At 60.2% G+C, this 25,228-nt stretch carries 22 protein-coding genes; 2 read left to right on the top strand and 20 right to left on the bottom strand.

Annotated features, from left to right (window positions below; genetic code table 11):
* Positions 1-105: 105 nt before the first annotated feature.
* From ABEV74_RS16915 to mraZ, 14 genes are all read right to left on the bottom strand, one after another.
* Positions 106-855, bottom strand: coding sequence for a cell division protein FtsQ/DivIB (locus tag ABEV74_RS16915; protein WP_430147795.1), 750 nt, complete (start codon positions 853-855; stop codon positions 106-108).
* A gap of 74 nt (positions 856-929) precedes the next feature.
* Positions 930-2,213 carry a UDP-N-acetylglucosamine 1-carboxyvinyltransferase gene (gene murA / locus ABEV74_RS16910; protein WP_430147792.1) on the bottom strand — a complete coding sequence of 428 codons (1,284 nt, stop codon included), beginning with the start codon at positions 2,211-2,213 and terminating at the stop codon, positions 930-932.
* A gap of 18 nt (positions 2,214-2,231) precedes the next feature.
* Positions 2,232-3,131 (bottom strand): UDP-N-acetylmuramate dehydrogenase, encoded by a 900-nt coding sequence (gene murB / locus ABEV74_RS16905; protein WP_430147789.1) that lies wholly within the window; start codon positions 3,129-3,131, stop codon positions 2,232-2,234.
* A 203-nt stretch (positions 3,132-3,334) separates the two neighbouring features.
* Positions 3,335-4,444 carry an undecaprenyldiphospho-muramoylpentapeptide beta-N-acetylglucosaminyltransferase gene (gene murG / locus ABEV74_RS16900; RefSeq protein ID WP_062492401.1) on the bottom strand — a complete coding sequence of 370 codons (1,110 nt, stop codon included), beginning with the start codon at positions 4,442-4,444 and terminating at the stop codon, positions 3,335-3,337.
* A 5-nt stretch (positions 4,445-4,449) separates the two neighbouring features.
* The gene (gene spoVE / locus ABEV74_RS16895; protein ID WP_062492400.1) at positions 4,450-5,547 is read right to left on the bottom strand and encodes a stage V sporulation protein E; all 1,098 of its coding nucleotides are present in this window, start codon (positions 5,545-5,547) and stop codon (positions 4,450-4,452) included.
* A 46-nt stretch (positions 5,548-5,593) separates the two neighbouring features.
* Positions 5,594-7,033 carry a UDP-N-acetylmuramoyl-L-alanine--D-glutamate ligase gene (gene murD / locus ABEV74_RS16890; protein ID WP_430147786.1) on the bottom strand — a complete coding sequence of 480 codons (1,440 nt, stop codon included), beginning with the start codon at positions 7,031-7,033 and terminating at the stop codon, positions 5,594-5,596.
* Positions 7,034-7,083: 50 nt separating this feature from the next.
* Entirely contained in the window at positions 7,084-8,046 is a 963-nt protein-coding gene (gene mraY / locus ABEV74_RS16885) for a phospho-N-acetylmuramoyl-pentapeptide-transferase (RefSeq protein WP_430147783.1), read from the bottom strand.
* A gap of 13 nt (positions 8,047-8,059) precedes the next feature.
* Positions 8,060-9,493: a UDP-N-acetylmuramoyl-tripeptide--D-alanyl-D-alanine ligase gene (locus ABEV74_RS16880; protein ID WP_430147780.1), complete on the bottom strand. Its 1,434-nt coding sequence runs from the start codon at positions 9,491-9,493 to the stop codon at positions 8,060-8,062.
* Positions 9,490-10,977, bottom strand: a complete 1,488-nt coding sequence (locus tag ABEV74_RS16875) for a UDP-N-acetylmuramoyl-L-alanyl-D-glutamate--2,6-diaminopimelate ligase (protein WP_430147777.1) — start codon at positions 10,975-10,977, stop codon at positions 9,490-9,492. Before ABEV74_RS16875 ends, ABEV74_RS16880 begins: the two co-directional genes overlap by 4 nt.
* Before the next feature lie 49 nt (positions 10,978-11,026).
* On the bottom strand, positions 11,027-12,985 hold the full coding sequence (locus ABEV74_RS16870) for a stage V sporulation protein D (protein ID WP_430147774.1): 1,959 nt from the start codon (positions 12,983-12,985) through the stop codon (positions 11,027-11,029).
* A 147-nt stretch (positions 12,986-13,132) separates the two neighbouring features.
* On the bottom strand, positions 13,133-15,343 hold the full coding sequence (locus tag ABEV74_RS16865) for a penicillin-binding transpeptidase domain-containing protein (protein WP_430147772.1): 2,211 nt from the start codon (positions 15,341-15,343) through the stop codon (positions 13,133-13,135).
* Between the two features lie 10 nt (positions 15,344-15,353).
* A complete protein-coding gene (ftsL2, locus tag ABEV74_RS16860; RefSeq protein WP_430147769.1) occupies positions 15,354-15,755 on the bottom strand; it encodes a cell division protein FtsL in 402 nt (133 codons plus the stop codon).
* Positions 15,756-15,808: 53 nt separating this feature from the next.
* Positions 15,809-16,771, bottom strand: a complete 963-nt coding sequence (gene rsmH / locus ABEV74_RS16855; protein ID WP_062492392.1) for a 16S rRNA (cytosine(1402)-N(4))-methyltransferase RsmH — start codon at positions 16,769-16,771, stop codon at positions 15,809-15,811.
* A 30-nt stretch (positions 16,772-16,801) separates the two neighbouring features.
* Entirely contained in the window at positions 16,802-17,239 is a 438-nt protein-coding gene (gene mraZ / locus ABEV74_RS16850; protein WP_062492391.1) for a division/cell wall cluster transcriptional repressor MraZ, read from the bottom strand.
* 235 nt (positions 17,240-17,474) lie between these two features.
* On the opposite strand from mraZ, the gene ABEV74_RS16845 reads away from it, so the two are divergent.
* Positions 17,475-17,738, top strand: a complete 264-nt coding sequence (locus ABEV74_RS16845) for a hypothetical protein (protein ID WP_062492390.1) — start codon at positions 17,475-17,477, stop codon at positions 17,736-17,738.
* Between the two features lie 122 nt (positions 17,739-17,860).
* Here the strand turns inward: ABEV74_RS16845 and ABEV74_RS16840 are convergent, their stop codons facing one another.
* From ABEV74_RS16840 to ABEV74_RS16820, 5 genes are all read right to left on the bottom strand, one after another.
* Entirely contained in the window at positions 17,861-19,129 is a 1,269-nt protein-coding gene (locus ABEV74_RS16840) for an adenosylhomocysteinase (RefSeq protein WP_062492389.1), read from the bottom strand.
* Positions 19,130-19,166: 37 nt separating this feature from the next.
* Positions 19,167-20,840 carry a bacillithiol biosynthesis cysteine-adding enzyme BshC gene (gene bshC / locus ABEV74_RS16835; protein WP_430147762.1) on the bottom strand — a complete coding sequence of 558 codons (1,674 nt, stop codon included), beginning with the start codon at positions 20,838-20,840 and terminating at the stop codon, positions 19,167-19,169.
* Positions 20,841-21,000: 160 nt separating this feature from the next.
* Positions 21,001-21,402 (bottom strand): DUF3397 domain-containing protein, encoded by a 402-nt coding sequence (locus ABEV74_RS16830; RefSeq protein ID WP_430147759.1) that lies wholly within the window; start codon positions 21,400-21,402, stop codon positions 21,001-21,003.
* A 19-nt stretch (positions 21,403-21,421) separates the two neighbouring features.
* Entirely contained in the window at positions 21,422-22,411 is a 990-nt protein-coding gene (locus ABEV74_RS16825; RefSeq protein WP_430147756.1) for a ketopantoate reductase family protein, read from the bottom strand.
* A gap of 263 nt (positions 22,412-22,674) precedes the next feature.
* Positions 22,675-23,322, bottom strand: a complete 648-nt coding sequence (locus ABEV74_RS16820) for an RsfA family transcriptional regulator (protein ID WP_062492386.1) — start codon at positions 23,320-23,322, stop codon at positions 22,675-22,677.
* A 292-nt stretch (positions 23,323-23,614) separates the two neighbouring features.
* Between ABEV74_RS16820 and ABEV74_RS16815 the strand changes: the two genes are divergently transcribed.
* The gene (locus ABEV74_RS16815; RefSeq protein ID WP_062492385.1) at positions 23,615-23,851 is read left to right on the top strand and encodes a DUF2626 domain-containing protein; all 237 of its coding nucleotides are present in this window, start codon (positions 23,615-23,617) and stop codon (positions 23,849-23,851) included.
* 129 nt (positions 23,852-23,980) lie between these two features.
* On the opposite strand, the gene ABEV74_RS16810 is transcribed toward ABEV74_RS16815, so the two are convergent.
* The gene (locus ABEV74_RS16810; RefSeq protein WP_062492384.1) at positions 23,981-25,159 is read right to left on the bottom strand and encodes a class I SAM-dependent methyltransferase; all 1,179 of its coding nucleotides are present in this window, start codon (positions 25,157-25,159) and stop codon (positions 23,981-23,983) included.
* Positions 25,160-25,228 lie beyond the last annotated feature (69 nt).

The following is a 25,228-nucleotide window of genomic DNA, read 5'->3' as shown; positions in this document are numbered from 1 at the left end:
TTCTACAAATTTTTCATACATGAAGTAATTGGCAATTTCTCCGAATCCGTCGAAACGAAAGGCCCAAACGCGGCTTTACTCATAAAATACTACCATTTTTTGTTGCTATTGAGTAGTCTCTAATTCGTCGGTCTCCTGCTCGTAAGGCTCATAGGTGTCGGCCAGCAGCATCGTCACGCGCCCCGGCTGCTGCGTCTCGACGACGGCATTGAGCATCGGAATTTTGTCCTTCAGCACCGACACCGCCGTCACGACTTCGAACCGCGTGCGCGTATATATTTTGATCCGGTCGGGATACGCCTTCGACGGATACGGGGTAATTTCCGATATGTCCGAAAGCTCCTTGGCCGGTATGCGAGCCAACTGCCTGGATAGCTCGGCCTTGACCGGATCGTTCGGTTTCCAGCCCGTCAGCACCGGCTTGTCCGCAACGATGCTGCCGCCGCCGACCGGAATATTCGCGCCGTTCGACAAGATCGCGGTCAACTCCCCGGTCGAGGACAGTTCGAACGCCACCGCGTTGTATTCCTGCACCGCGATGCGCACGACGCCGGGAAAATGTTTCGTCACTTCGACCTCCTTGACAGGCTTCAACGTTTTGACGCGTTTCTCGATCGTCGCCGCTCCGGCGCCGAAGAAAGCGTCCCCGACCGCAAGCCCCGAAGCTTCCCGGATTTCCGCGGCCGTCAAATACATTTCACCCTCTATGACCAGAGACGAAATTTTGCTGATAGAAGAATTGAAAAATAATACCGCGAGCAGCACGACGAACAGAAGCAGGAGCACGGCCAGTACTTTCCGATTGCCCCTTCGCTTTCGCTCCGGCTCCCGGAGGACCGGAATCGGTTCAGACATGGCTTGTCCCTTCTTTCGTAAAAACATCCGCTCCCACTTTAAGAGGCGGGAGCCGGGAGTGAACCGCCTTTCGGTTATCCGGGAACGACCCGGTTGTCGGGTACGGCGGAATATCTCGTTATACGGGCGCCCAGTCGCGACAGCATCTGCTCGATCCGGTCATAGCCGCGGTCGATGTGATGCACCTGTTCGACGATCGTGCGGCCCTGAGCCGCAAGACCGGCGATGACGAGCGCTGCCCCCGCCCGCAAATCGGTCGCTTCTACGGTCGCGCCGTACAGTCTCGGAACGCCCCGTATGAAAGCCGCGTTCATATCGACGCGTATGTCCGCCCCCATCCGGGTCAATTCTTCCACATGCTTGAAGCGGCCTTCAAAAATCGTTTCCTTCATGATGCTCGTTCCATCCGCGACCGCCAGCAGCACCATCAACTGGGACTGGAGATCGGTCGGAAAGGCCGGATACGGAGACGTGACGATGCGCTCGATCGCCTTCGGCCTTGCGGAACTGCTAACTTTCATTATATCACCGTCGATGGCGATTTGAACACCACAGCGGCGAAGCACATGAATGAGCGACGTCAGATGGGCCGGATTGGTGTTCTGCAGCGTCACCTGCCCGCGGGTTGCGGCGGCGGCCACCATAACGGTGCCGGTTACGATCCGGTCGGGAATAACCTCGTAACGGCAGGGCTCAAGCTTCCTGACGCCTTCGATCGTAATCGTATCGGTTCCGGCGCCCATAATTTTCGCGCCCATCTTGTTGAGAAATCGCTGCAAATCCTGAATTTCCGGCTCGCGCGCGGCATTCGTAATCGTCGTCCGCCCTTCGGCCAGAACGGCGGCCATCATAATATTTTCCGTTGCGCCGACGCTCGGGAAAGCGAGATGGATATCGTTTCCGATCAAACGGGGAGCGCGGCAAATAATCCGGTTGCCCAGCTCGATCACTTCCGCGCCGAGCGCCTCGAGCCCCTGCAGGTGCAAATCGATTTTGCGTTCGCCGATGGCGCAGCCTCCGGGCTGATAAACCTGTACTTCTCCGAATCGCGCCAGCAGCGGTCCCATCAGAAAGATCGACGAGCGCATTTGGCGCATAAGCGTTTCCGGTACATGGGATGTATGCGCGGGCGCCGTATCGAGCACGACGGTTTCGCCTTCATGCCAAGCCCGGCAGCCCAGCTCCCGGAGCAGATCGAGCATCACCTCGATATCCAGCAGTTTGGGCACATGGTCGATTGTGACGGTTCCGCAAGCCAGCACGCTGGCAGCCAATATCGGCAATGCGGCATTTTTCGCTCCATGGATGGCAATGGTTCCTGAGAGTGGTTTCCCGCCTTCAATCACCAGTTTATCCAATGTATCACCACCTCCGAATTACCGTTCGCCCATCACCAATACTTCCGGTACCAGTTCGATGCCGAATTTGTCTTTCACGGTTTTCCGGATATGCGTCATGAGGGCGAGAACGTCTTCAGCTGTCGCTTGCCCGGTGTTGACAATGAAATTGGCGTGCTGCGCGGAAATTTCAGCGCCTCCGTGACGGAAGCCTTTCAGACCTGCTGCTTCGATCAGCCGGGCGGCATAGTCGTTCGGCGGATTGCGGAATACGCTTCCGGCACTGGCCATCTGCAGCGGCTGCGTCTCAAGCCGTCTGGCCTTGTGCGCCGCCATCGCCGCGGCGATCGTCTTCCTGTCCCCCCGCGCCAGCCGGAATGTCGCTTCCACGACGATGCCCGGCTGTTCTTGCAATATCGAATGACGATAAGAGAACTTCATATCCTCCGCTTCGTATCGAACCAATTCCCCTGTTCCCAGTACAATTTCAGCTGATTGGAAAATACGTGACACATCCGATCCCAAGGCGCCCGCGTTCATATAGACGGCTCCGCCGACCGTGCCCGGAATTCCTCCCGCGAATTCCAGTCCGGTCAGCCCTTCCTTCCCCGCCATTACGGATAATTTAATGAAGGAATACGCCGCTCCGGCATGAACGAGTTCATCCTCAAAGCGAATGTAATCAAGCGAATCCCCGGTTTTGATGACGACGCCGCGAATCCCTTTGTCGCTGACGAGCATGTTGGAGCCCCGGCCGAGCGGAGTCCACGGGACGCCATGCCGATTAAGCAGACGGATGGCCGACACCAGCTCATCTTTGCCGCCGGGAATAAAGAGAACATCGGCGGGCCCACCGATCTTCCATGTCGTATATGGCGCGAGCGGTTCGTCGTACATGACTTGCCCGAGCGATTCCAGTTGCGATATCGTTTGCCTCATGTGGTCGAACCTCCTTGTTGCTTCGTCTGTGCCGGAATCCGAGCGCTTCTTGCGTCCGGCCGCCAGCGGCGTCTGGATTCGTCAAACCGGGCCGCCTGGTTGGCAGTCACGATTTATACGGTATCTTATGCCGCATGCGATGCGGGTGTGACAAACGCCCAGACCGCTGCAGCCGGCACGTCAGGTTTCCGCTCCTCACGCGATCAGCCTCGCCGCGTCAGGCGGTTCAGCTCCGCCGCGATCCGCTCCGCCGCATCGGGCATGCCGAGCCCCTCCGACGCTCGCCGCATCGAACGGAGACGATGCTCGTCGCTCAGGATGGCGTCGATCCTGTCGAGCAGTTCCGCTCCGCGCAAATCTTTCTCCAGCACCATCTCCGCGGCCCCCGCTTCGACCAGACTGCGGGCGTTCGCCTCCTGGTGATTGTTCGTCACATTGGGCGACGGAATGAGAATCGACGGCAGGCCGAGCGCTGTAATCTCCGCCAGCGAGGATGCGCCCGCGCGTCCCACGACGAGCGTTGTGGCGGCCAGCACCTCCGGCATATTGTGCAGATAGGAATGCACGTGCAAATAATTGGCGACGATCGGCGTAACCTGCCGGATGCGCTCCATCGTTCGCTCGAAATAAGTCTCTCCGGTCACAAACACAAAGTGGACGCCTGGCAGCCGCCCGAGCAGCGGCGCCATGTCCACCATCGCTTCGTTTATCGCTTTCGCTCCCCGGCTACCGCCGACCACCAGCACGATCCGGCTTCCTTCCGGCAAGCCGAGAGCGGCGTAGCCTTTGTTCCGGTTCGCCGCCGCAACATGCGTCGCGCACGGATTGCCGGTATGAACGGTCCGTTTTGCTTTGCCGAAATGGGCGAGCGATTCCTGAAAACTGACGGCTACGCAGTCGGCGTACCGGGCCAGAAACTTGTTCGTCAGGCCGGGGATGACGTTCTGCTCGTGAATGAGCGTCGGAATGCCGAGACGGGCCGCCGCATAGACGACCGGGCCGCAGACGTACCCGCCGGTACCGACGACGGCATCCGCCTTGAAGCGGCGGAGCAGCTCCTTCGAGCGGCGAACGCCCTTCAGAAATCGGATCACCGTCTGCACGTTGTCTAGCGACAGCTTGCGCTTGAAGCCGGTGATGTCGATCGACTCGAACGGGATGCCCGCCTCCGGCACGATCCGGCTTTCGAGTCCCCGTTCCGTGCCGATATAGAGAAGCTTGGCGTTCGGATGCTCGCGCATCATTTGCTTGCCGACCGCGATGGCGGGATAGATATGTCCTCCCGTTCCGCCGCCGGTCAATACGATTCGCATGAACGTCACCTCGAATAACGGGATATATTAAGCAGAATGCCGAGCGCTGTAAGCAGCAGCGTAAGCGACGATCCGCCGTAGCTGACGAGCGGCAGCGTAATGCCGGTAACCGGCATCAGGCCGATCACGACGCCGATGTTGATCAGCACTTGCACGCCGATAATGCCGACGATGCCGGTGGCGAGCAAGCTGCCGAACGCATCCGGCGCCGCCACCGCCGTCTTCATGCCGCGCCATATCAGAATAAGAAACAGCAGGATGACGGCCGCGCCGCCGATGAAGCCCAGCTCCTCGGCCAGTATCGAAAAGATGAAATCCGTTTGCGGCTCCGGCAAATAGCTGTATTTCTGCCTGCTCATGCCGAGGCCGAGCCCGACAAGACCCCCCGGCCCGATCGCATACAGCGACTGGATCGACTGGTAGCCGGCCCCGAGCGGGTCCTGCCACGGATCCAGAAATGCGGTAATCCGCTGCAGCCGGTAAGGCGCGGCCAGTATAAGCCCGGCCAATCCGGCCAGCCCGACCGCCGCGAGCGACGCGAGATGCGAAAGGCGGGCGCCGGCCACATAGATGACGAGCAGCGAGGCGCCGCACATGACCGCGCCGGTGCCGAGGTCCGGCTGCAGCATGATCAGTCCGAACGCAAGGCCGAGCAGGCCGAGCGGCGGCAGCAGCCCGCGCGCGAACTGCGTGACCTGCTGCTGCCGTTCGGCGAGAAGCTTGGCGAGAAAGATGACCATCGCCAGCTTCATGAATTCGGACGGCTGAATGCCGAACGAGCCGATCCCGAGCCAGCTGCGCGCGCCGCCGCGCACGACGCCGATGCCGGGAACGATCACGATGACGAGCAGCCCGAAACAAACGAGCAGGCCGAGCTTGGCCCATTTTTTCCATATCCAGTAATCGGTGTTCATCGTGAATATCATCGCGCCGATGCCGAGCGCGGCGAACAGCAGCTGACGCTTCACGTAATAAAATTTGTCGCCGAATTCGTGAAAGGCGAGCACGGCGCTGGCGCTGTACACCATAACTATGCCGATGGCGAGTATCAGCGCGATCGACGCGATCATGAACACGTCGGGAGCGGAGCGGGCTTTAGCCATAGATATCGACACCTCTTGCCTGCGAAAGTAGGGACGAGCCCCCTACTTACAAGTTATGCGCCGAATCTTTAAAAATGCGCCCCCGTTCTTCATAGGATGCGAACATATCCCAGCTCGCGCAGGAAGGCGACAGCAGCACCGTATCGCCCGGTTCGGCGAGAAGGGCCGCTTCGCGCACCGCCTTGCGGAGCGTCGATTCGGCGTCCTTCTCAGGTTCGACGATTTTGATCGCGGCTAAACCTGCCAGCTCTGCGACGCGGGCCAGCTTGCCGCGCGTCTCGCCCAGCGCGACGAGCGCCTTCGCCCGTTCGCGCAGCACCGGCAGCAGTTCCATATAGTCGGAGCCGCGGTCAAGCCCGCCGGCGATGAGAACGACGCCGCCCCGGAACGAGCGCAGGGCGATCGCGGTCGCCGCCCAATTCGTCGCTTTGGAGTCGTTGTAATATTTCACTCCGTTCCGCTCGCGAACGAATTCCAGCCGGTGCTCCACCGCCCGCAAGCTCCGCATCGGCCCGGACAGCTGCTCCGGGCTGACACCCGCGGCGATGCATATGGCGGCGGCAGCGATCGCATTGGCCGTGTTGTGCGCGCCGGGCACGCCGAGCTCGTCCTCCCGCAGCAGCGTCGTTTCGCCGCCCCGTCCGTCGCGCCATACGATCGTCCTGACGGGCGCATGGCCTTCCGCCTCCAAGGCGGCTCCGTCCGCGGGATACGGCGGCTCCGCAAACAGGCCGCGTTCCAGCCGCTCGCGAATCGAAAACGGCAAAACTTGCGAGCGCACCGATTGGGCGACCTGCCGGCAAACCGGATCGTCCCAGTTCAACACCGCCCAATCGCCTTCCGTTTGGTTGGCGAACAGCTTGATCTTGGACGCGATGTAGTCGTCCATATCGCCGTGATAGTCGAGATGCGTCTCCGCAATGTTCAACAGCGCGGCGACCCGCGGCCGGAAAGACGCCGTCCCCTTGAGCTGAAAGCTGCTCAATTCGGCGACGAGCCAATTGTCGGCCGCCGCTTCCTGAGCGGCGTCGCACAGCGGGCGGCCGATATTGCCGGCGACGATCGGGTTCATCCCGGCCGCTTCCAGCAGTTGGCCGACCCACGTCGTCGTCGTCGTCTTCGCATTCGAGCCGGTAATGCCGATAATGGGCGCGGGCGACAGATGGTACGCCACTTCAATCTCCGTCACCGTCTCTACGCCGAGCTCCGCCGCTTTCGCAACCGGCGGCACGCGGTATGGAATGCCGGGGTTTTTGACAAGCAGCGCCGTGTCGGGCGTGATCAGGTCGTCCGGATGTCCGCCGCATATGACGGTCGCGCCGAGCCTCTCCAGCTCGTCCGCTTCGGGGCACTGGTCCCGGTCTTTCTTGTCGTTCACGACGACATTCGCGCCGTAGCGGCAAAACAGGCTCGCCACGCTGAAGCCGCTTTTCGCCATCCCCAATACGACGACGCGACGGTTCTTGTACGAGGCCGGATGATTCATAACTGCCATCTCCTTCGACAATGCGTTCCTGGTGTCAAATATCGCGTTTGTTACATTGCTTTCGCGAGCGCAAGGCCAAGACCGGCCAGCACAAGACCGGCTGTCCAGAACGTGACGACGACCCGCCACTCGGACCAGCCGGACAATTCGTAATGATGATGGATCGGACTCATCTTGAATATCCGTTTGCCCCGCAGCTTGAACGAGGTGACCTGGATAATTACAGACAGCATTTCGATCACGAAAACCCCACCGATCACGATCAGCAGGAGCTCCGTCTTCGTCAAAATCGCCACGGCGGCCAGGCCGCCGCCGATCGCGAGCGAACCCGAATCCCCCATAAACACTTTGGCCGGATGCCGGTTGAAAATAAGAAAACCGAGCACGGCGCCGACCATCGCCGCGGAGAACACCGCCGATTCATGCTCCGTCATCCGCATGGCGATAATCGTATACGCCCCGAACGCAATGGCGCTCGTACCGGCCAGCAGGCCGTCGAGGCCGTCGGTAAAATTGACCGAGTTGCTCGTAGCGAACATGATAATGATGACGAAAACGTAATAGAACCAGCCCAGATCGAACGACCAGTCCGTACCCGGCACGGAAATGGCCGTGCTGTGGTCTGTCCGGTACAGCAATACGCAGACGATGATGCCGAACAGCAACTGGCCGAACAGCTTCTGTCTGGCCGTCAATCCGAGCGAGCGCTTGAACACGATTTTGATGTAGTCGTCCAGAAACCCGACCAGTCCGAAGCCGAGAGCGGCGACAAGCAGCACCCAGAAGTCGCCCGTCTTGTCGGAAAAGCGAAGGAACGACAACAGAATCGCCAGCAAAATGATGATGCCGCCCATCGTCGGCGTTCCCTTCTTCTTCTGGTGGCTCTGCGGCCCTTCTTCCCGGATCTGCTGTCCGAACTTCAGGCGCCTCAGCAGCGGGATGAACAAAGGCCCGAGCAAAACCGCAAGCAAAAAGGAAACGGCGATCGTTAACAGAATGACCTTGATGTCCATCAGCTCACCCCCGTCATTCTTCCAGCGCCCGGACGACTTCTTCCATTTTCATGCCGCGCGAGCCTTTCACGAGCACGAGATCGTCCGGACCGAGCCGCCGCTTCAGCCATGCCGCAAGCTCGGATTTGTCGGCGAAGTGGCGCACGGCATCGCCGAAGCCGGCAGCCGCGAAAGCGTCCGCCGCGCCTTCCGCCGTATGGCGGGACAACGGACCGTACGTCAGCAGCCCTTGCGCCTTCTGCGGCGTCACATATTCGCCGATGCCGCGGTGCAGCGCCGCCTCGTCCGGACCGAGCTCCAGCATGTCGCCGAGCACGAGCCATTTGCGGCGATAGCCCTGAAGCTGCTCGACAAGGTCGATCGCTGCGCGGACGGACGTCGGATTGGCATTGTACGCGTCATTCAGCACGACAGCGCCGCAAGCCGCCCGGGTCGGCTCGATCCGCATCGACGTCAGTTTCAGGGAAGCGAACCCTTCCCGTATGCGCGCCCCCGGCACGCCGGCGTGAAGCGCGGCGGCGACAGCGGCCAGCGCATTGGCGACGTTGTGGCGGCCGGCCGCCGCGACGGCCGGTCTGCCGATCGCCGCAGCTTCCGCTGCCAACGCGCCGCCGCGCGCACGCACCGCAAAAGCGGATGACTGCGCCGACAATTCGATGTCGGTCGCAGTCCAGTCGTTGCCTTCGCCGAGGCCGAACGTTTCCAGACGGACGCCGTCCGCGAGCTTCGTCCGTTTCACCCCTTCGCGCAGCAGCGGCTCGTCGCCGTTGTAGAGCAGAAGTCCGCCCGGCTTCAGCCCGGCGGCAATCTCCAGCTTCGCCTGCGCGATGCCTTCCCGCGAGCCGAGCTGCTGAAGATGGGCCTCGCCGATATTGGTAATGACGGCGATATCGGGCTTGGCGATGGAGGCAAGCAACTCGATCTCGCCGAAATCGCTCATCCCCATTTCCAGAACGGCCGCCTCCGTCTCTTCGCCGAGCCGCAATATCGTAAGCGGCAGTCCGATATGGTTGTTCAGATTGCCCTCGGTTTTGCGTGTACGGAACTTCGTTCCGAGCAGCGCATGCGTCATATCTTTCGTCGTCGTCTTGCCGTTGCTGCCGGTAATGCCGATGACGAACAGACCGAGTTCGTCCCGGTAGGCGCCGGCAAGACGCTGAAGAGCGGTTAACGTATCGGCGACGCGCACGACCGGCGTCCCGGCGGCGCGCAGCGCTTCCGGCACCGGGCGGTCTTCCCGCCACAGCACGCCGGCCGCGCCGGCCCGGACAGCCGCTTCCACGTAATCGTGACCGTCGAAGCGGTCGCCGGCGAGCGGCACGAACAGTTCCCCCGGCGCGATCGTCCGGGAATCGATCGATACGCCTCGAACGACGGCCGAGCCGCTCCGCTCATCCAATCGCCCGCCGCACATGCGGGCGATCTGTTCCATGTTGCGTATTATCACGTCAGCAGTCCCCTTATCGCTTCTTGGGCCACGAGCCGATCGTCGAACGGATGCGTAACGCCGCCGACGATCTGATACGTTTCGTGGCCTTTCCCCGCAATCAATACTACATCCCCCGGGCTTGCCATTTCAACCGCTTTTTGAATCGCCAGACGGCGGTCGGCAATGCGCTCGTAGCGGCTTTTCCCGACGCCCGACGAGCGGAATCCTTCTTCCACATCGTCGAGAATCCGCTCGGGGTCTTCCGTGCGCGGATTGTCCGACGTGGCGATGACATAATCCGCATATTGACCTGCAATGCGGGCCATGATCGGACGCTTCGTCCGGTCGCGGTCGCCGCCGCAGCCGAAGACGCAGATTACCCGCCCTTCGGCGAATTCCTTCACCGCCTTGAGCACGTTCTCCAGGCCGTCCGGCGTATGCGCGTAGTCGACAATGACGGCGAACGGCTGTCCCGCGGAAACGGCCTCGACCCGTCCCGGCACCCCGGGGACCGATTCCAGACTGCGGATGATCGCGCCGAGCTCCAGCCCTTCGATCAGACCGGCCGTCAGCGCCGCCAGCGCGTTGTACACGTTGAACTTGCCGACCATCCGCAGCGTGACGTCGGCTTCGCCGCGAAACGTCCGGACATGGAAGGATGTGCCCTGCGACGTAATGCGTATATTCGAGGCGCGCACATCCGCATCGCGGTCGATGCCGTAGGTGATCGTCTCGGCCGCCGTCAGGCGCCGGAACGTTTCGGACGCTTCGTCGTCGGCATTGAGCACCGCGTAGCTCCGCTCCTCCGCAGAAGCCGGGTAGCCGTTGCCGAGCCGGGCGAACAGCAGCCCTTTCGCCGCCTTGTACCGCTCCATCGTCACATGATAATCGAGATGGTCCTGCGTCAGGTTCGTGAAGATCGCGGTGCGGAATTTGCAGCCTTTGACCCGCCCTTGCTCCAGGGCGTGGGACGATACCTCCATGGCGCAATATTCGGTGCCCGCCCGCGCCATGTCGGCGAGCCGCTTCTGCAGTTCGAGCGCCTCCGGCGTCGTGCCCGACACCGGCACGGTCAAGCCGGCGTACCGCATTTCGATCGTGCCGATCACGCCCGCTTTGTGGCCGGCATCGAGCAAAATCCGCTCGATCAAGTAGGTTGTCGTCGTTTTGCCGTTCGTACCGGTTACGCCGATCAGCTTCATCTTGTCGCTCGGGTGATCGTAGAATGCGTCGGCCAGCACGGCCATCGCCAGCCGGCTTTCCGGCACGATCAGCTGCGGAACGCCGACATCGAGACGGCGCTCGGCCACGATGGCGACCGCCCCCCGCTCCACGGCTTCCGCGGCGAAGTCGTGCCCGTCGACCGTATGGCCGGGCAGGCAGATGAACAATGCCCCCGGCTTCACCTGACGGGAATCGGTCTCCAGGCTGGAGACGGACACGTTCCCGTCTCCCTCCAGGCGGGCCGTCAGCAGCAAACCGGCCAATTGCTCCATTTTCATCTGCGGTTCCTCCTTACATTTATCGGCACCGGTTAGTCCTTATTTTCCATTATGATCCATGGTCATGTTTTTCAACATCGCCGGGCAAATCGGCATCCGAGCCGAGATAGATGCGAATCGTCGATCCGCGCTCCACCCTCGTGCCGGCCGCCGGCGCCTGACGGATGACAGTCGAACCGGTGCCTGCGGACGACAAATTGAAATTCATGTTCATATCCTCGTAGATGTCCGATACGGTTTTGCCCACGAGATTCGGGACGGTAACGATCGGCGTCTCTCCATATTTGTATGCACGCGGCAGCTGGTTGCTGCGGGGCGGCACGTCGAGGATGTCGAGCGCGTCCTCCAGAATGTTCCGGACGATCGGCGCGGCGACGACTCCCCCGAACTGGATGCCCTGCGGATTGTCGACCGCGACGTAGACGATAATTTCCGGATCGTCCGCCGGGGCGAAGCCGATGAACGACACGATATGCTCGTTCGGCGAATAGCGGCCGTTCACCACTTTTTGCGCCGTGCCGGTTTTGCCTCCGACGCGATAGCCGTCGATAAAGGCGTTGCGCCCCGTTCCTTTGGCGACGACGCTTTCGAGCGCTTCCCGCACCTGCTTCGACGTTTCCGGGGAGATGACCTGCCTTACCGCCTCCGGCTCGATCTCGCTCACCGTTTCGCCGGTTTCCGGATGAATCCATGCCTTGGCGACGTAAGGCTTATACAGCGTTCCGCCGTTGATCGCGGCGGATACCGCCGTAATCTGCTGGATCGGCGTTACGGATACGCCCTGGCCGAACGCGGTTGTCGCCAGTTCCACCGGACCGACGCGGTTCAGCTTGAACAAAATGCCGGTCGCTTCGCCGGCCATATCGATGCCGGTTTTGGCCCCGAATCCGAAGTTCTTTATGTAATCGAACAACTTCTCTTTTCCAAGCCGCTGTCCAAGCGTTACGAATCCGGGGTTGCACGAATTTTCCACCACCTGAAGAAACGTTTGGCTGCCGTGTCCGCCTTTTTTCCAGCACCGCAGCCGGGCGCCGCCCACCTCGATCGCACCGGGATCGAAAAAGCGCTCGTTTTTCAAATCGACCTTGCCTTCTTCCAGCGCCGCGGAGAGCGTAATGATTTTGAAGGTGGATCCCGGCTCATAGGTCATCCAGATCGGCAGGTTGCGGTTGTATACCTCGGCAGGCACCTCGCGGAATTTGTCCGGCTCGTAGGTCGGCCGGCTGGCCATGCCGAGAATTTCGCCGTTGTCCGGGTCCATCGCGATCGCGATCATATGGTCCGCCTTGAACTTGCTCATCGCCGCGTCCAGCTCCCGCTCCATGACGGCCTGAATCTGCTTGTCGATCGTCAGTTGCAGGTTCAGCCCGTCGCGCGGCGCCCGGTACGTGTCGTATGAGCCCGGCATCTGCCGGCCCGCCGCGTCGGCCAAATACGACACGCTGCCGTTTATCCCTTTCAGCAGCGAATCGTATTTCGCTTCGACGCCGGCGAGCCCCTTGTCGACGCCGGCAAAGCCGAGCACATGGGCGGCAAGGCTGCCGAACGGATAGTAGCGTTTGCTGTCCTCCGCCACGACGATGCCCGGCAGCGCCAGCTTCCGCACCTGCTCCGCCTTCTCCGGCGTAATGTTGCGCCCTTCCGGATTCAGCCTGACGATGCTTTCCTTCTTCGTGAGCAGCTTGTAAAGCTTGTCTTCGGTCATGCCGAGCACGCTTGCCAGCTCCCGCGCCGTTCGCTCCGGCTCCTTGATTTGCACCGGGATGGCCATGACGGACGGCGAGCTGATATTGTAGGCCAGGCGGATTCCGTTTCGATCCAGAATTTCTCCGCGTTTGGCCGCGAAAGGCACTTCCCGGCGCCACGACTCTTCGGCTTTCGCGGACAGCTCCTCCCCGATCCAAAGCTGGACGTAACCGAGGCGGAACAGCAAAGCCGCGAATGCCGCGCCGGCCAGCAGAAGCGCCGTGAACAGCCGGCGCCTTAACGTCACACTCGATACTTTCATCTTGCTCCCCCTTCCGACCAGGCCAGAATGAAGCGGTCGTTTCCGATTAACCGTTATTCTCAGCCTATTCGGGACAAGTGGGGGTTAGAACAAGCCCGGGTCCGGACATGCGCGGCACAAGAACGCCGGCCGACGGCCGCCTTGCGTTCATTCTGCCGGTTCGTCCGTCTCTTTCTTTGCGCCATCCGTCCCGTTCCGGTTCTCTTCGCCGGCGGACGGCGCGGACGGCTTCAGGACGATTTTCACGACGCGTTCTCCGTTTTGCTTCGCTACCATTTGCGATACGACATATCCTTCGCCTTCGGCGACGATGCGAATGCCGAGCAGGGAGCAGATTTCCATCGCGTCCCGCAAGGATAGTCCCCGCATATTCGGAACCGCCAGCTTGTCGCGCGATTCGGTCACGAGATAGATGCGCTGGGACGGCTGGATGACGGCGCCGGCCTGCGGAATTTGCTGCAGCACCTTGCCGCCTTTGCCGACCGTCTCGTAGCTCAGCGCCAGCTGCCTGAGTTCGCTCTTCGCCGTGTTGACCGCCTTGCCCGTTACATCGGGCACTTCGACGGTCGCGTCCTGGCTCGCATCCTTCACCGCAGCGTCCGACAGCTTCGGCGGAATGCCGAGGTAGCGCAGCGTCTTCTGCATGATCGACTTGAAGATCGGCGCCGCGACGGAGCCGCCGCCCGCGTACGGCACGTCCGGTTCGTCCAGAAGAACGTAGAGCAGCACTTTCGGATTTTCGACCGGCGCGTAACCGATAAAGGATACGACGTATTTGTCATTCGAGTATCCTCGTTTCGCGTTGTCCCACTTCTGGGCGGTACCGGTTTTCCCCGCGATGCGGTAGCCCTCGATATAGGCGTTCCGGCCCGTTCCGATCTTCTGGTCGGAGACGACCTGTTCCAAATATTCGCCGACCTTGCGCGACGTCTCCGGCGAGATGACCTGCCGCACCACTTTCGGCTCGACCTTCGTCACCTGCTTCGTCACCGGGTCCTCGATTTGTTTGATGAGCTGCGGCTGCAGCAGCTTGCCGCCGTTCGCCACCGCGGCGACCGCGGCGACTTGCTGGATCGGCGTTACCGCGACCCCTTGTCCGAACGTGACGGTCGCGACCTCGATCGGAATGTTGCTTCTGAAATTTACGCTCCCGGCGACTTCCGCCGGCAGCTGGATGCCTGTCTTCTGGCCGAAGCCGAAAGCCGTGATGTAGTCGCGAAGCTTCTCCGGTCCGAGCGCCTGGCCGAGCTTGACGAACGCCACGTTGCTGGAATGCTTGACCCCGTCCAGGTACGAAATTTCGCCCCAGCCCACTCCGTTGTGATCTTTAACCGAATCCTTGCCGATACGGATGTTACCGGACATGAACGTCGCGTTCGGATTGAACAGTCCTTCCTGCACGGCGCTCGCCAGCGTGACGATTTTGAATGTCGAGCCCGGCTCGTACAGCGATTGGATCGCATGGTTGTAGAAATTGGCGGTTTTCGCGGACCAATACGTATTCGGATCATAGTTCGGCGTATTCGCCAGCGCCAATATTTCCATCGTGTTCGGATCGACGGCGATCGCCGTGATGCTTTTCGGATTATATTCCCGCTGCGCCTCGCCGATCGCTTCCTCCACATAATGCTGAATTTCCGAATCGATCGTCAATGTAATATTTTTCCCATCTCGGGCCGGCTTGTATTCCACTTCCCCTTGCGCGAGCTGCACCTGCTTGCCGTCCCGCTGATATTTGATGGCCCCGTCTTCGCCGCCGATGACGTCGTCAAAGCTCGCTTCGAGTCCGTATACGGCGTTTCCTTCCTTGTTGACGAAGCCGAGCAGATGCGACGCCAGCGTTTTTTTCGGATAAAACCGCTTCTGGCCGCTCAATAGATAGATGCCGACGTTCTGCTCCTTCAGCCTCGCCTTCAGCTCATCCCGGAAAGCGGCCACCTGATCGCTGAGCGCCTTGTCGATCTTCCAGCCCTCCGGGCGGATTTCGCGCTGCGCATAATACGTCCCGTTCTTGCGCTTTGCCGTTACCAGATCGCGAAGCTCCTTCTCGGACTTGCCCAAAATGTCATGCAACCGGGCGACGACCTCGTCCGCGATGCCCAGCTTGTTGATCACTTGGGGGTTGACCGCCACCGTATAGGCCAGCGCGTCCATCGCCAGCACCCGTCCTTGACGGTCGGTAATCGTGCCCCGCTTATGCTCGAGATGATCGTATGCCGCCCACGTCTCGCGCGCTTTCTCGAACCAGAAATCGGCTTTGACGACCTGTACGAAATAAACGCGGCCGAGCAGAATAACAAAAAGGAGGGTGATGATCCCTCCGACAAACAGCGAGCGCAATTTGATCCGTTTGTTCATAGCCGGTCACCTATTCGGCGGATGCTGCGGTCTCGGACTCCGAATCCGGCTTGACGGGAATGCCGGCCTGATCCGCTTCGACCATCCCTTGCGCCAGCGCCTGCTCGCGAATGCGTTCCGGATCGGCCAGCATTTCGACTTGCTTGCGCAGCTCTTTCGTTTCGACAGCCAGCTCCTGATATTGATTCGTCAGCTGCTTGATTTCCCAATTCATTTTATAGATTTGGGCATAACGAAAAATGATGACCCCGGCCACGATCACGCATACCGTCACCGTGAACAAGTACAGAAGCTTCTCTTGTACCGGCAGCGATTTGCGCTTGACGACGATCTTCTTCTTTTCCCTTACGACAGCGCGGTCTTCCGGTTTGCGTTTCGGCTGCAGCGCCAAATTTCCATTACTGTAAGCCAAGGCTCATTTCCCCTCCCATGAACTCGTTCTTTGGTTACACATCGATATATCCGTCAGTCTTCGGCGCGTTTTTCGGCGATGCGCAGCTTGGCCGACCGCGCCCGCGGATTGTCTTTCAGCTCTTCCTCGCTTGGGGTAATCGGCTTGCGGTTGACAAGTTTCAGCACGCCTTTGCCGCCGCATACGCAGACCGGAAAATCCGGCGGACAAGTGCACGTCCCCGCATATCGGGCAAAGGTTTGCTTGCAAATCCGATCCTCAAGCGAATGGAACGTAATGACCGCGATGCGCCCTCCCGGCTTGAGGCAGCGGATCGCCTGTTCCAGCGCTTCCGCTTCGGCGCCGAGCTCGTCGTTAACCGCAATGCGCAGCGCCTGGAACGACCGTTTGGCCGGATGCGGCCCGGTCCGTCTTGCCGCCGCCGGAATCGCTTCTTTGATCAATTCCGCCAGCTCCCCGGTCGTCGCGACCGGCCTTGCCGCCCGGACTTGCGCGATGCGCCGGGCGATCGATCGGGCAAACCGCTCTTCGCCGTAGACGTGGAGGATGCGGGATATCTCCTTCTCCTCCCAGCCGTTCACAATATCGTAAGCCGTCAATCCGGAAGAGCGGTCCATCCGCATATCGAGCGGCGCATCATGATTGTAGCTGAAGCCGCGTTCCGCTTCGTCCAGCTGCGGACTCGACACGCCGAGGTCGAACAGAACGCCGTCGACGGCCGGGACCCCGCTGCCGTTCGCCGGAACTCCGGCGCCCCGCAGCGCCTCCTCGAGAAATCTGAAATTGCTTTTTACGAGCGTAACGCGATCCCAATATGGGGCTAGCCGGCTGCGGGCATGCTCGTGGGCCCATTCGTCCTGATCGAGAGCGATCAATCGTCCTTCGGATGTCAGCCGCGAAGCGATCAGCTCGCTGTGCCCCGCTCCCCCGAGCGTACAATCGACGTAGATACCGTCAGGCTTGACGGCCAGGCCGTCGACCGCTTCTTCCCTGAGTACCGTCTTGTGCTGAAACACGCGGCAGCCCTCCCTGATGATGAAAGCGAACTAGAAGTTAAAATCGAAATCGACCAACTTCTCGGCAATTTCATTGAACGTCTCTTCCGATTGTTGATAGTATTGTGCCCATGTTTCTTTGCTCCAAATCTCAACGCGGTTTGAAACGCCGAGCACCATGCACTCTTTGTCCAGCTTGGCGTATTCACGCAGGTGGTTCGGCACATTGATCCTGCCCTGCTTGTCCAGCTCGCATTCCGTCGCCCCGGAAAAGAAAAAACGGGTGAAGGCGCGAGCGTCCGATTTCATAAGCGGCAGCGATTTGAGCTTTTGTTCCAGAAGGCTCCACTCTTCCATCGGATAAACAAACAGACAGTTGTCAAGACCGCGGGTGACGACGAACCGCGCGCCAAGCGATTCGCGGAACTTGGAAGGAATGATGAGCCGGCCTTTATCGTCAATGCTGTGCTGATATTCGCCCATGAACATCGGCCGGTCCACTCCTTCCCCCAAATTCCCCACTTCGTCCCACTTTCCACCACTCTGAAAAGATAATTCGCCACCTAAAATAAAATTCCTTCTCTTTCGGCTCTTTTTAAGAAATTTAATTTATCGGGTAAATTGTTACGATTTTGAAACGACTTGGATACAATTATCGGCTATTGTTGGGATATCGGCGCCTCCCGGGGGCGGGGCGTCAGCAGAAAGAGGGGGTTGTTTTGCTATGAGTCCAACGCTTGCTGCCAAGGTGGAGCGGCTGCGATCGCTGGAGCATTACTGCTATCAAATCGCCCATTACTTGCTCGGCAACGATGCCGATGCCGAACATGCCAGCATCGGCGCGCTCCTGGAGTTGTCGGGCGATCCGGAGCTCTTGTGCTGCGGAGAGCAGGATTTGCGCAAATTGGCGCGCACCGCCGCGATCCGGCATGCCTGCCGGCTGTCTGCCGCGCGAAGCGAAGCGGGCAAGCGGACGCCCGTTCATTAAAGCGGAGGGAAACAATGGAGAACCAAACAAAAAGCACCTTCGGAACCACGTTGAAGTGGAACTGAAGGTGCTTTATTACATGAAACGGATTCGCACGGCGGGGCGCAGCCCCGCCGTTTGTCCTAATGCTCGGTCCAGCTGTCCAGATAGGCCTTTTGTTCGTCGGTCAACGTATCGATGCCGATGCCGAGCGATTCCAGCTTCAGGCGTGCGACCTGCTCGTCGAGCTCGTAGGGAACGTTGACCACTTTGCTGCCGATTTCCTTGTAGCGTTCGTTCACGTATTGGAGCGACATCGCCTGCAGCGCGAACGTCATATCCATAATTTCGGCCGGATGTCCGTCTCCCGCCGCCAGGTTGACGAGGCGGCCTTCCGCCAACACATAGATGCTGCGCCCGTCCTTGAGCCGGTACTCTTCGATATTGCGGCGAACGGTGCGCACTTCGGACGAAAGCGCGGCCAGCTCCGGCTTGTTCACTTCGACGTCGAAATGGCCGGCGTTCGACAAGATCGCGCCGTCCTTCATCACCTTGTAGTGCTCGCCGCGAATGACATCGCGGTTACCGGTTACGGTCACGAAATAATCGCCGATTTTGGCCGCTTCCATCATCGGCATTACGCGGAAGCCGTCCATGTACGCCTCAACCGCCTTGATCGCGTCGACCTCGGTGACGATGACGTTGGCGCCAAGCCCTTTGGCCCGCATCGCCACGCCTTTGCCGCACCAGCCGTATCCGACGACGACGACCGTCTTCCCTGCGACGACCAGATTGGTCGTCCGGTTAATGCCGTCCCATACCGATTGCCCGGTGCCGTAGCGGTTGTCGAACAAATATTTGCAGAACGCGTCGTTGACCGCCACCATCGGAAACTGCAGGGAGCCTTCTTTCTCCATCGCCTTTAGCCGGAGAATGCCGGTCGTCGTCTCTTCGGCGCCGCCGCGGATATTCGGAAGCAGATCCCGCCGCTCCGAATGCAGAATCGTTACCAGATCGCCGCCGTCGTCGATGATCAAATCCGGCTTCGTCTCCAATGTTTTGATCAGCAGCTCTTTATATTCCTGCGGATCGGGATTGTACTTGGCGAACACCGTAATGCCGTCTTCCACCAGAGCCGCGCATACGTCGTCCTGGGTAGACAGCGGATTGCTGCCCGTTATCGCCACTTCGGCGCCGCCCGCCTTCACCACTTTGGCCAAATAAGCGGTCTTCGCTTCCAGATGGAGCGAGATCGCCACTTTCAGTCCTTTAAACGGCTGCTCCTTTTCGAATTTTTCCCGAATCCGGTTCAGTACGGGCATATGCGCCTGCACCCATTCGATTTTCAAGCGACCTTCCGGCGCAAGTCCGATATCGCGAATGACGCTTTCGCTTTTCGCTGCTGCGCTCATCTTGTCACAACCTTTCCTCGCAAATTAGCAATGCGGCCTATAAGTATACGATACGATGGCTGGCGCACGGCTCAAACGGCAGCCGCAGCAGCGCGTCCAGCCAATCTCTTCCGTAACGGTTCCAGTAGGCGGTCATATTGATGACCCGCTCCTGCGGTTTCCCGAGCGGCACAATCGCCCTCGCCATCCGGTCCAGCCGGCGGACGACCGTTTCGAACCGCCTGTTGCGGGCATCGATCGTCCGCGCTTCCATATAATCGATCTGCTCCATAATTTTGCGCCGGTTCGTCTCGCCAAGCTGCGTCAGCCCCGGATCGACGGCGGACGCAAGCTGCAGCACGGGACCGTATATTTCCGCAAACCGCCGCCGCGCTTCGGCGAACCGCCCCTCAATGTTAAGCTCGTCATGGCGGGCGAGCCATTCCGCTTTTTTCGCCTCGAAGCGGTTCACAATCTCGTCGAAGGTGAACCCGTACTTGCCGATATGCTTCGCAATCGCGCCCTCCACGAGCGTATACGACTGCCGGGGCACGATAATCGGCATCGCCATATCAAGCAGCGCGAACGCTTCGCCGGTCAGCGCCCAGTACGCAATCTCGGCCTGTCCGAGCACGGCGGCGAGAACCGGAAGGACATAATCCTGCATGAGCGGACGCGTCAGCACGTTGTTGCTGAACAGCTCCGGCCGCTCATCCGCCATGCGCAGCAGCTCGTCGAACCCGGCTACCGGAAGGCCCCGCCGGTCTTCGAAGCGGCCGTTGCGCCGGAACAGCAGCGTACGCTCGCCGGCGGACGCTTCGTGTCCGCCGCGTTCCGGTTCATCGGTTCTGAACAGAAACAAGTTCGCGCTGTCCCGCACGACGTCCGCCTGAATGCCGTATCCCGCAAGCTTCACCCGTTCGACCGCCGACGCGTAGGCCGCGGCGAGGCTGTCGCCCTGCTCGATGAGGCGCCGGAACATCGGCGCTTCCAGTCGGCGCAGCGCAGGATCGTCGGCATCGAGCAGGACGAGACCTTCGCGGCCGAACAGCCAGGTCAGCACGTCGGCGAACAGCTCGGACAGCGTAGCGGACCGGCGGGAGGCATATCCAAGCCGCTCCAGCAATTCGAGCTTGAACTCGGAATCGGGCAGCGTATCCGACAATTCCGCCAGCGCCCGGTCCCACGCGCCGGCGTCGACGATCGTCCGGCTCACAGACGTGCGCGCCCCGGCGGGCCGGGGAATGGCGATCTTCCGCGGCTCCAGATCGCCGCCCGGCACATAAGCGTGATTCGCCTCGTCCCAATCGTGATCCTCGCCGGCGATCCAGAACACCGGCACGACCGGACGGCCGAGGCGGCCGGCAGCCGCACGGGCGGCTTGGATGACCGTCACCGCCTTGTGGATGACAAGCAGCTGTCCGGTCCACAATCCGGCCTGCTGCCCGCCGACGATGGCCGGAGCGCCTTCGGCCAGCGCGTCGATATTGTTCGCCACCGCTTCCGGCGCATCGAAACGGGCATTATAGGCGCGCAGCACCTCCGCGACTTTCCGGATGTCGGCCCGCTTATCGGCATGCGAGCGCAGCCGCTCCAACCTTTGCGTCCATCCTTCCGCATCCAGCGGATGGGCGCCGAACAACTCCAGCACGGCGGGATCTGTCCGTAGCCGATAGGCTTCGGCCAGCGGCTGTCCTCCCGGCCAATTGTAGGTTTCCCATTTTATGGTCAACAGCCAGAACCTCCTGCTCTGTATCCTGTATAGTCAATGAAACCCATTGGCGCTAAAACCTGCTTTAAATTGTACACAATGCGGTGTTGACCGTCAAAACGAATCGACGACCCTTTGGACGCGAAAGAGCCGCCGAATTTGACGTTCATTGCATTATTCATTAGTATACGGTTGCGATCAAGGTTTGGCCGAGGCCGATGCACATCAGCACGACATAAAGCAGACTCATGGCGAAAAAACCGAGCCGCCAGACAACTTTCACGATATGCTTTACGTTGACGGCGCCCCGTTTCCGGAACTGCAAATTGCCGAGCAGTCCGCCGCCAAGCAGCATGACGAGCATGATGCCGTACAGACCGAACCCGCTGTTGAAAATTTTGTCAAACAGAACCGCAACGCAGCCGATAAGCAGCCCCGTCGTAATATCCATGGCCATACGGAACGCTTTTTTGCGGTCTTTCACAAACGCGCCGTAGATATAATAAACGAGAGCGAACGGGATGACCGGCGCCACCGCCAGAACCGCGTACAAATAATTGACGTTCTTCACTATCCAGTCCAAGTTCGCCCGTCCCTCCCGTCTATTGTTCCAACGCTTTCACCAGCGTTACCATCGCGTCGTTGAGCGGAGACGGCAGCCCGGCTTTCCTGGCCAGCGCCGATACGCCTCCGTTGATCCAGTCGATTTCCGTGCGCCTTCCGGCCCGGATGTCGGCCAGCATGGACGACACGTTTGCCGACGTACTTGCGCATACGTCCAGAAGACGCTTCCAAGTGTCTTCCGACGGCGCCATTCCCGCCGCGCGCAGAACCTCCTCCGTTTCCTTGTGAAGCGCGAGCATGAGACGGAGTCTGGCGGGATCTTCCGGCAAAGCGCCGTTGCGCACCCCGTAAATCGCAGTCAGCGGATTGATCACCGCATTCAGCAACAATTTCGCATAGATCCGGTTATGGATGTCATTCGACAGATAGGCATCAATTCCTGCCTTTTTCAAGGCGAAAAGCAACAAATTTTGCGAATGGCGCCCATTTTCGCCATCCGCTTGCGCATGGCGGCCATCTGCGCCGCCCGAGGCGCCCCCTGGCCGGGCATTCCGCGCCGCCGGCCCGAACCACAGCTCGCCCTCTCCGGTATGGCGGACGACCGCCGGTGCGAGCTTGCGGGCGCCTTCCGTCGTGACGGCGGCGTATACGTCGGCATCCGGCATCGCCGCGGCGATCCGCTCAAGATGGCCGATGCCGTTCTGCAGGCATAAAACCGCCGCGCCGGGTTGCGCCAACCGTCCCGCAAGCCCGAGCAGCTCCGGCGTCAGCTGCGGCTGCTTGACGGCGAGCAGCACCGTCCGGCTTGCGCATTGATCCGGTCCGGTCGCCGCCGCTTCCGACAAGGGGGCCGCACGGACGGCGGCCTGTCTCGCCGCATCCCCCGCCTCCAGCCGGATGCCGCAGCCGTTCAATTCCGCCGCCTGCTCTTCCGTTCGCGTCCATACCGTTGCCGGGTAACCGGCGAGCGCCAGTCTCGCCGCGTACAGCAGACCGATCGAGCCGCCTCCCACGATATGAAATTCCATGCGCTTTCCTCCTTGGCCCTCTGCTTCGCTTGCCCCAAAGCGGCTATGCTGCTATTGTAGCAGAACGGCAGGCAGGCTGCGAGCGGGCGCCAAGCAGGCTGCAAACGGCAGGCGGACTGCATGCGTCAAGCGAACTGCAAGCGCCAAGCGGACTGCAAGCGCCAGGCGAACTGCATGCGTCAAGCAAAACGCAAAACGCGCGCCGTTGCCGGCGCGCGCTGGCTGTGCCTGGCCCGTTCCCGTCCGGGCGACATGATCGCACGTTACTCGATTCGCTCCAAATTACCGTTCGCGTCCATCTTGAAGCGGGCCTTCGCATCTTCTTCATCCGTCAGCACAGCCAGCCGCCGCGCCCGGTCCATAATCTGAATGAGCGTTTTGTAATCGTCATTGACGGTACGGTAATCGGTCTGGGCGTTATTTATCTCGTTGGTCAACCGCTCGTTCTCTTCGCGAAGCTCGCTTACCAGTTCCTCTTTTTCTTTCAACTCTTTCTCCAGCATCCGGATTTGGCGGGTAAGTTCCGCATACGTCGATTTCCATTGCCGCAAGAAACGGATAACCGCATCGATTGACAAGCCCTCTTCAGAGAAGGCGTCCCCTTTGCCCCCCTTCTCCTCCCCTTCCATCAGGGACAGGGCAGATACTTGAGACACCGGCGAATAGGACTGTTTTTTCATATAGTTGCGTTTTTGCCGCTGCTGCTTGGCCAGCTGAATCGCTTCCTCGTACCGTTTGCGTACGCAGCTGTTCCACCGGAATCCGCAAGCGGCGGAGGTTCGCCCGATCCGTTCCCCCACCTCCTCGAATGCCGCGAGTTGTGTGCTTCCCTCGCGAATATGCCGCAGCGTCACCTCGGCGAGAATCAAATCGTCGTCCGGGCTCCACGCATCCTGTCTCACTGCTGTCATACTACAATAACCTCCTCACGTAAAAGGCGCTTACTTTATCTCTATGCCCTTGGTAGAGTTCATAGAATCTATCGGATACTAAAATGTATATCCAAATTTCACAGGGCTCATACATGTTTTCGCTCCAAACGGCGCAAACTGGAGAGGACGGAGGCAAGCTGCGGATATCTGCGGCAGCGGCAAGTCCGGCGTCGACGAAATTCGTCATAGCAAAAGGTTTACAGGCTTTGCCCCGAACGGTTATAATGTCAATAGTGTTTGGGTGGATGATTGACGAGAGGGGGATGAATACATGGCGCGCATGTTTCGGGTACTCGGCTTCTGGACGCTGGTTATCGGTCTTATGGCATTTGCAGGACATATGATCGAGATGGCCATCCTGTTCTTTGTCCAAACGGCCGTGTTCGTCCTGTTGGGATATTTGAATTTTTCCGAACGTACTTACCTGACGATTTTTTGGGCTTATATGGTCCTGTCGTTTCTGGGCTTTACGTACTGGACCGTTTTCGAGATGGGGCTTCCCTTCTAGGAGCGGGGGCGAAAACCGTTACGACGTATACTTAGACCCAAGCGCAATCGGCTTCTGCGCCTTGGACGGGAGAAACATAAGGAAACCGAAACAGCCGGGACGCCCCGGCTGTTTTGTTGTCGAACCGCTTTAGCGGCGAAGAACGAGCACCTTGAACGCTTCGCTCATCGCATCGCTCAGCAGCAGCTGGCGAATGGCCCGATTCCGCCTGGCCGTCACGCCGAACGGATCGGTTCCGTCATGGTCGCGCAGCGCTTCCAGAATGCCGTTCTCCACAAGGAACCGCTGCTGCGTGCCGTAGAACGACTCCGACCACCCCGCCCTGGCCGCCATGCGGCGCAATGCGGTGAAATTCAGATGCGCGGTAATATCCTGCTCGCCGGGGTTCAGGAACGGATCGTCATGCACGACATGGCGGGAATAGCAAAGCAGCGTTCCTTTCATGCGATGAGCGGCGGCATATTCCTCCGCCTCGTGCCCGTAATCGGCAATGAGCAGAACGCCTTCGGGAACGAGACGGGCGATCCGCTCCAGCCATTCGCCCGCCGGCAGATGGACTTCCGTCTCCTGTCCTTCGCGAAGGACGGTACCGTCCGCATCGAGCGAAGCGGCGATGCGCTCGTCGGACAGCGGCATCCGTACATAACAGAACGGCGAGCGGCCGTCGCTTTCGCCCTCGGCATCGACGGCGACGCCGAGCTCATACAGCCGGCCGTTTCGCCTGATGACGCGATGCACGGGCAGCGCGTCGAGCAGCTCGTTGGCGATGATGACGGCCGGAAGAAGCGAGCCGCGGCTTTCCGCCTCGCCGGATGTCAGAAACGCCGCGGCACAGCCTGTGCCGAAGCCGCTCGCGGCGGAAGCGACGTTGTTGCGGGCTGCGGCGAGATGCGCCGGATGGTCCTCGACGATAACCGGACGCAGCCATTCCGCCCATCCCGGTTCGCGTCTGCTCCATTCCGCCATCATTTGCGCCGTCAGCCGGGCGGTGCCGGCTCCCCATTCGACAACTTCGGCCGTTCCGAATGGCCGTGCCGCCTCCAGTACGAACGAGGCCAGAACATCGGCCATGGCGGTTCCGATGCCCGGGCTGGTATAGAAGTCGCCGTCCTTGCCGATCCGGACGCGACCGGAACGATAGTAACCGTATGTATCGTCGTACAGACATAATTGCATATAGCGGGCGAACGTAATGCAGCGAAACGGTCCCGAAGGTCCGCGGCGGGTATCCTTCCAGCCGGCCTCGCCGCTTTCGGCGATGATACGGGCGATTTTTTCGGTCAAAGCATTCGGTCCGGTTCGTTCCATCTCGCGCTCCTTCATTGCGGTCGTTGATCGTTTTCGTTGTCGTAATCGGCCGTTACGAAGCATACAATG

Origin of the sequence: Paenibacillus cisolokensis (genome assembly GCF_050481165.1) — a bacterium.
GTDB lineage: Bacteria > Bacillota > Bacilli > Paenibacillales > Paenibacillaceae > Paenibacillus_AH > Paenibacillus_AH cisolokensis.
The sequence above is the reverse complement of the archived record's forward strand: the minus strand, read 5'-3'. Positions and strand labels throughout refer to the sequence as shown.

Bases quoted from the DNA above. Each gene is read 5' to 3' on its own strand.
- ABEV74_RS16825 (WP_430147756.1), bottom strand. From the start codon at position 22,411: ATGGAATTTCATATCGTGGGAGGCGGCTCGATCGGTCTGCTGTACGCG.
- ABEV74_RS16845 (WP_062492390.1), top strand. From the start codon at position 17,475: ATGAGTCCAACGCTTGCTGCCAAGGTGGAGCGGCTGCGATCGCTGGAG.
- ABEV74_RS16865 (WP_430147772.1), bottom strand. From the start codon at position 15,343: ATGAACAAACGGATCAAATTGCGCTCGCTGTTTGTCGGAGGGATCATC.
- ABEV74_RS16810 (WP_062492384.1), bottom strand. From the start codon at position 25,159: ATGGAACGAACCGGACCGAATGCTTTGACCGAAAAAATCGCCCGTATC.
- murD (WP_430147786.1), bottom strand. From the start codon at position 7,033: ATGAATCATCCGGCCTCGTACAAGAACCGTCGCGTCGTCGTATTGGGG.
- ABEV74_RS16915 (WP_430147795.1), bottom strand. From the start codon at position 855: ATGTCTGAACCGATTCCGGTCCTCCGGGAGCCGGAGCGAAAGCGAAGG.
- murB (WP_430147789.1), bottom strand. From the start codon at position 3,131: ATGAGGCAAACGATATCGCAACTGGAATCGCTCGGGCAAGTCATGTAC.
- ABEV74_RS16840 (WP_062492389.1), bottom strand. From the start codon at position 19,129: ATGAGCGCAGCAGCGAAAAGCGAAAGCGTCATTCGCGATATCGGACTT.
- ABEV74_RS16815 (WP_062492385.1), top strand. From the start codon at position 23,615: ATGGCGCGCATGTTTCGGGTACTCGGCTTCTGGACGCTGGTTATCGGT.
- mraY (WP_430147783.1), bottom strand. From the start codon at position 8,046: ATGGACATCAAGGTCATTCTGTTAACGATCGCCGTTTCCTTTTTGCTT.
- ABEV74_RS16820 (WP_062492386.1), bottom strand. From the start codon at position 23,322: ATGACAGCAGTGAGACAGGATGCGTGGAGCCCGGACGACGATTTGATT.
- mraZ (WP_062492391.1), bottom strand. From the start codon at position 17,239: ATGTTCATGGGCGAATATCAGCACAGCATTGACGATAAAGGCCGGCTC.
- murG (WP_062492401.1), bottom strand. From the start codon at position 4,444: ATGCGAATCGTATTGACCGGCGGCGGAACGGGAGGACATATCTATCCC.
- spoVE (WP_062492400.1), bottom strand. From the start codon at position 5,547: ATGGCTAAAGCCCGCTCCGCTCCCGACGTGTTCATGATCGCGTCGATC.
- ABEV74_RS16875 (WP_430147777.1), bottom strand. From the start codon at position 10,977: ATGAAAATGGAGCAATTGGCCGGTTTGCTGCTGACGGCCCGCCTGGAG.
- ABEV74_RS16870 (WP_430147774.1), bottom strand. From the start codon at position 12,985: ATGAAAGTATCGAGTGTGACGTTAAGGCGCCGGCTGTTCACGGCGCTT.